Annotated in this window: 5 protein-coding genes; all 5 read left to right on the plus strand. The window is 51.5% G+C overall.

The features are described from left to right. Positions 1–121: 121 nt before the first annotated feature. The 5 genes from BM152_RS17205 to BM152_RS17225 all read left to right on the plus strand — a co-directional run bounded on the left by BM152_RS17205 (position 122) and on the right by BM152_RS17225 (position 5941). Complete coding sequence (locus BM152_RS17205) at positions 122–958, plus strand: OmpA/MotB family protein (RefSeq protein ID WP_066604018.1); 837 nt, start codon at positions 122–124, stop codon at positions 956–958. 88 nt (positions 959–1046) lie between these two features. Beyond that, a complete protein-coding gene (locus tag BM152_RS17210; protein WP_066604020.1) occupies positions 1047–2339 on the plus strand; it encodes a flagellar hook protein FlgE in 1293 nt (430 codons plus the stop codon). 31 nt (positions 2340–2370) lie between these two features. After that, positions 2371–3828 (plus strand): flagellar hook-associated protein FlgK, encoded by a 1458-nt coding sequence (flgK, locus tag BM152_RS17215; protein WP_066604023.1) that lies wholly within the window; start codon positions 2371–2373, stop codon positions 3826–3828. 2 nt (positions 3829–3830) lie between these two features. Next, entirely contained in the window at positions 3831–4838 is a 1008-nt protein-coding gene (locus tag BM152_RS17220) for a flagellin (protein ID WP_066604025.1), read from the plus strand. Beyond that, entirely contained in the window at positions 4838–5941 is a 1104-nt protein-coding gene (locus BM152_RS17225) for a flagellar basal body P-ring protein FlgI (RefSeq protein ID WP_066604028.1), read from the plus strand. The genes BM152_RS17220 and BM152_RS17225 overlap by 1 nt, the downstream gene beginning before the upstream one ends. Positions 5942–6483: the final 542 nt, after the last annotated feature.

Below are 6483 nucleotides of genomic sequence, written 5' to 3' on the forward strand. Positions count from 1 at the left end.
TGTTGTGCGACGCCTTGGATTCGCGATGACTCGCGTGGAATATACCTTCAATTTTACAAGTTAAGCTGGTGTTTATCCCTTCCTGTTACCTCTGCATTCGGGTGAACAATGAGGTGATGGGATGAGCGGCAAAAGTAACGCTCCGATTATCATCAAGAGAAAGAAGATCATCGCGCAAGGCGAGGAGCATGGTGGCGCTTGGAAAGTGGCCTATGCCGATTTCGTGACGGCGATGATGGCGTTCTTTCTTTTGATGTGGCTTTTGAATGCAACGACAGAGAAACAGCGCAAGGGGCTCGCGGAATATTTCAATCCGACGATTCCGGTGAATCGTATTTCCGGTGGCGGTGACGGTGCGTTCGGGGGGGATTCTGTCTTTACCGAAGAAACCTTGGCCCAAAACGGTATGGGAGCGTCGAGTTTTGACAGTGGTGGAGCGCATAAAAGCACCACGCAAGGCGGGGATCGCGCGGCAGCTCTGGAGGCCAAGGCCTATGCCGAGGTTCAGGATCTGTTAACCGCGTTTAGCGGGGAGAGCATGGCGGCTGACAAAGCCATGCGTCATGTTGTGACGCGCGTGACGGACGAAGGTTTGATTGTCGAATTGCATGATCTTGAGGGGGATCCTCTCTTTCTTCCGAACACATCTGAACCCGCGGAGGTGTTGATTCTGTTGGCGGAAATGCTTTCGGAAGTGTTCAAGATTGTGCGCAATGAGATCGCCATTTCGGGTTATGTGAGCACGCGACCGGTGGTCGTGCTCGACAATCCCGTTTGGGACATCTCGACACAGCGTGCTGATCGGGTGCGTCTTTTGTTGCAAGAGAGTGGAACGCCCCCTGAACGTATCCAGCGTGTGACCGGTTATGCGGATCGTAAGCCTGTTGTCAGCAACCTCATGTCAACGAGAAACAACCGCGTTGAAGTCGTTCTGTTGAGAAATCCGCTCAAAAAGTAATTCGCATTTTATGTGTTAGGGCGCTGTTAAGTCTCACTGTGCATGCTGGGGCAAGTTTTGGGACTTCGCAGCAGAAAGGTGCCACCCTATGTCAATTTCTTCATCGCTCAACGCTGGCGTTGCCGGCCTTGCCGCCAATGCTACCAAGCTTGCGACAATTTCGGACAACATCGCCAATTCCAATACCTATGGTTACAAACGGGCAGAGGCGGACTTTTCGTCATATGTTCTCACCAACAACTCGAATTCCGGAACATATTCTGCCGGTGGTGTAAGTGCCTCCACAACGCGGCTTATCAGTGAACAGGGGGGCTTGGTCTCGACATCCAACGCAACGGATGTGGCGGTGTCGGGCAATGGCTTCGTTCCTGTGACAACCGAGGCCGATTTGAACAATACACAGGGCGACCAGCCTCTGATGATGACCACAACCGGATCGTTCTACACCGATGATGCGGGCATTCTGAAAACCGAATCCGGCCTTGTTCTCCTCGGTTGGGCGGCGGATGCAGATGGTACAATTGCGACCTATGCACGAGACACGGCCACAGATCTCAAGCCTGTTGTGATTAACGACAACCAGACTGCGGGGGATCCGACGACGAAAATCAACCTGGCCGTCAATGTGCCGGCGGAAGACGCCGATGATGCCTATACGCTTGCTGTCGAATATTATGGCAACCTCGGGACGTCGGAGTCTCTGGGCGTGACGTTCACCAATGAACCGGCGGACAACACATGGACGATGACGATCACTGATTCCGCTGCCGGTCACACAACGATCGGTGAATATACGATTGTCTTCGATGATACCCGTGCCTCGGGGGGCACTCTCTTGTCCGTGACGCCAACCGTCAACAACCCGGCGGGGGCGCTCTATGACGATGTAACAGGCACGCTTTCTCTTGAAGTGGCCGGTGGGCCGCTGGATCTGAACATCGGCGCTCTTGGTGACACGAACGGGCTAACGCAGCTTTCGGACAATTTCGCACAAACCTCGATTACGAAAGACGGTTCTCCGGTCGGGAACCTGACCTCGATTGAGATAGATGATAGCGGTTTTATCACGGCCACCTATGACACAGGATTTACGCGCACGATCTATCAAATCCCACTGGTAGATGTTTCGAACCCGAATGGCCTGTCGTCCTTGGGCAACCAGACCTATCAGGTGTCACCGGACTCGGGTTCGTTTTTTCTTTGGGACGCGGGTGATGGACCGACCGGAACGATTGAGGGCTACGCCCGTGAAAGTTCCACGACCGATGTTGCTGCTGAATTGACGGATCTAATTCAGACACAACGCGCATATTCCTCAAATGCGAAGGTTATCCAGACCGTCGACGAGATGCTCCAAGAGACCACGAATATAAAACGCTAACGCAACTGGCGGCATAGAAGGAGATTAGGACATGAGTATTTCTACGGCGTTTTCGAACGCATTGAGTGGCCTGAACGCGGTGTCACGTGCGGCAGATGTCGTGTCTTACAATGTCGCCAATGCGATGACCGAAGGCTATGGGAAGCGGGAAATAGAACTCGCTTCTCAACAGCTTGGAAAAACCGGCTCGGGGGTCTCGGTTGTCGGGGTGTCCCGTCATTATGATCCTGTGGTCACAGGAGAACGGCGGTATGCCGATGCCGAGGTTGCTCTAGAGGAGACACGAGCCGAATTTTACGACTCCTATGCGGCTGCAATGGGGCGGGTGGACGAAGAGAACTCAATCGTCGGACGGATTACGGGACTTGAAACCGCTTTGATCGAAGCTGCCAGTCGCCCGGAGTCCGAGGCCCGGTTACAGACTGTTCTGGATGCGGCCAAGGATCTTGCGGATCAGATTAATAGTGCTTCGGATAGCATCATGGATATCCGTATGGCTGCAGACAAGGAAATTGCCCAGACGGTCGATTTCCTGAATTCGGCGTTGCAACAAGTTGTTGATCTTAATTTTGCGATCCAGAAACAAATTGCACAGGGCTATGATGCAAATGCGTTGATGGATCAACGGCAGACACTCGTTGATCAGGTTGCGGAATTGATTCCTGTAAATGAGGTCGAAAAAGACAATGGAATGATTTCCCTCTACACGAATGGCGGAGCGTTTTTGGTCGACTCGAGCGCCGCAACAATCGAGTTTACACAAACGGCGACAATTACTCCCGATATGACCGTAGAGAGCGGCGTTATTTCCGGCCTCACGATCAATGGGCTGGAAGTTTCAACTGACCCGGAGCGCGGGCAAATTGCTGGAGGGAAACTTGCCGGCCTGTTTGAGGTTCGAGACGTCCTGGCCTCCGAAGCACAAATTGAACTCGATGCAATTGCACGCGATTTGATCGAGAGGTTTCAAACGAGCGACGCAGATCACACCCTGTCTGCCGGAGATGCAGGTTTGTTCACTGATGGTGGCGCGGCCTTTGACGTCTTGAATGAAGAAGGGCTGGCCGGACGCGTATCAGTAAACACGTTGGTCGATCCAGATGAAGGGGGAGAGCTATGGAAATTGCGTGATGGCTTGGGGGCCAGTGCAGAAGGCGATCAGGGCGATGCGACAATCCTGCACTCCCTGACGGATGCTTTGCAAAATACTCGAGCCGCATCTTCCGGCGGGCTGATTGCTATGGAGCGGTCCGCATTGGGTTTTGCTGCGGATGTCTACTCACTTGCAGAAACCAACCAGCTAAACGCTGAAGCCAATCTTACATACGCATCTGCCCGGCAGGAATCTCTTGAGATGATCGAGTTGGAAAACGGTGTTGATACAGATTACGAGATGCAGCAGCTTCTCGTGATCGAGCAAACTTATGCCGCTAATGCGAAAGTAATTGCGACCATTGATACCCTTATGGACCAGTTGATGGAGATTTAAGGATGAGCGTTATTTCGTTTGGCGATATGGCTGCATCAATTCGTAATATGCGTGTCACCACTCAGACCAAATTGGATCTGGAGAAATATGGATCAGAAGTGGCCAGTGGTGAAAAATATGATCTTTCTACTTCGGTGTCGGGGGACTTTTCCCCTTTGGCTTCCATTGAGCGCTCTCTGCGAACATTGCAGTCCTATGATCTCGCAATCAAGGAGGCAGACCTGTTCGCGACAACTGTGCAATCCAGTTTGGGATCAATCTCGGAGCATGTTGAGGAGTTGTCTTCAGTTTTGTTGACAGCATCGACGAATGGAGATGCCACGAGTGTTTCTGTCGCAGGTACTGACGCCCGCACAAGGTTTGATGCGGTTGTTTCTACCTTAAACACTCGAATTGGCAACCGCTCCCTTTTTAGCGGAGCTGCTACGGGAGAAACTGCGCTTATTTCGGCGGATGAAATGATGAATGACTTGGCGGCAGCCGTTGCTGGCTCGACTTCGTCTTCAGATGTTGAGACCATTGTTGATGATTGGTTTATGTCCCCTTCCGGTGGCTTTGAAATGATCGCCTATCAAGGGTCGGATAATGCTTTGTCTCCATTTGCGCTTGGGGAGCATGAAACCGTGCGGGTGGATTTTTCCGCGAATGATGCATCGCTTCGAGAGACGCTTAAAGGACTGGCGTTGGCTGCACTTGTTGATGAAGGAGTTCTTGAGGGAAGTGTCGCAGAACAATCGTCACTTTTGCGAAGTGCGGGGGAGGCGCTCATGGGAGCGCAGGCTGGTTTGGCCGATCTGCGTGCCCAGGTCGGGGCTGTTGAAGCACGCATCGAGGAAGCGAGCCTATCTAATAGTGCGATGACATTTTCATATGAGACGGCAAAATCAGAGATCGTGTCGGCGGACGCCTATGAATCAGCCTCAATGCTCACACAGACCGAAACGCAGTTACAGATTATTTATACGCTTACTTCACGGATGTCGCGTCTCAGTCTTTCGGATTATATTTGATGCTTAAAATTTTTACTTCTATTGCATTTGCCTGCCTGCTTGCTGCTTCGGCTGCAGCCAATCCAATTCGGATTAAAGATCTCGTAGAGTTCGACGGTGTTCGTGGAAATGATTTGGTCGGCTATGGTCTTGTTGTCGGGTTAAATGGAACTGGGGACGGTATTCGCAACGCTCCTTTCACAGAGGAGATCATGTCCAATATATTGGAACGTTTAGGTGTGAATGTAACGGGAGAGCAGTTCCGTCCGAAAAATGTTGCCGCTGTTTTGGTTACGGCAACATTGCCCCCCTTCGCGCGTAACGGAGGGAAAATTGACGTAACGGTCTCCGCAATTGGCGATGCAAAAAGTCTTCTGGGAGGGACGCTTGTTATGACCCCTCTTAATGCGCCAGATGGGCAGATATATGCCGTGGCCCAAGGCACAATTATCGCTGGTGGGGCATCTGCAGAGGGAGATGGTGCTTCAGTCGTCCAAGGCGTACCCACTGCAGGGGTTATTCCTTCCGGGGCACGGGTGGAGCGGGAAGTTGACTTTGACTTTTCAACGCTCAAATCTGTACGATTGGCATTGCGAAACCCCGATTTCACCACCGCTGAGCGAATTGAAGATGCGATAAATAGAAATTTCGGTCGGGTTGTGTCTCGCATGCTGGATGCCGGAACCGTCATGCTTGATATTAAGGCGACAAAAGAACTTTCGACAGCACACGCACTAGGTAGAGTGGAAAACATATCGGTACAACCTGAGCACAAGGCCCGCGTGGTCGTTGATCAGCGCTCTGGCACAATAGTTATGGGAGACGATGTCCGTATTTCTCGCGTCGCGGTAAGTCAGGGAAATCTAACTCTACGCATTGAGGAGGAGCCGCTTGTAGTGCAGCCGAATCCATTTTCAGAAGGTGGAGCTATAGTCGTGCCTCGAACAGAAGCGTCTATAGAAGAAGAGCCGGGGACTGGTCTCGCAGAAATTAAAGAGGGGACATCTCTTTCGGAGGTGATTGCGGGCTTGAATGCATTAGGCGTTTCTCCGCGTGATATGATTGATATCCTGAAAAGTATTAAAGCGGCCGGAGCACTACACGCAGAGTTTCTTGTGAGATAGTGTGACGTGGTGTGGGGACAAATATCGATCATGTGTTTTATCCAGTCTCACCCTTGCTTTATTTTGATTTTGAGGAAAAGCCAGTTTGGCTGTTTTGGTCGTGTTTGAGCCCTTACTGGGAGGGGCTGAAATCGAAATTATTGGCAGACTTAAAGTTTTTTCTGGAAATTAGTCGTTTTCCTAAAAGAATCGCTTGCGGGTTTTGATTGTTCGCCTTAGAACCCCCTTCACCGGCGGCGCAGACAGCGCGGACGGGACGCCAGATGGCACAGACGGAACAGGGTGACTGAGGTTACTGAGGGAAGTTTGGGTGATCTGACGGAGAAAATTTTGAGGTAGATCTGGGCGGGCGCGCCGTAAGTTAGGGCGCACTGGTCTGGTTTTTGTCTCGTGCTCTTTGAAATTGATAGATGAACGAAGAGATATGTGGGCGGTTTGGTCTTAACGACAAGAACGTCTGTATATCGCGCTCTTAGGGATTTCGGTCCTGATTATAGAGTGTCAGCTTCACTGTTTGTCGGCTTTCGGTGTCTTTGGATACT

Source organism: Celeribacter halophilus (genome assembly GCF_900114135.1).
Classification (GTDB): Bacteria; Pseudomonadota; Alphaproteobacteria; order Rhodobacterales; family Rhodobacteraceae; genus Celeribacter; species Celeribacter halophilus.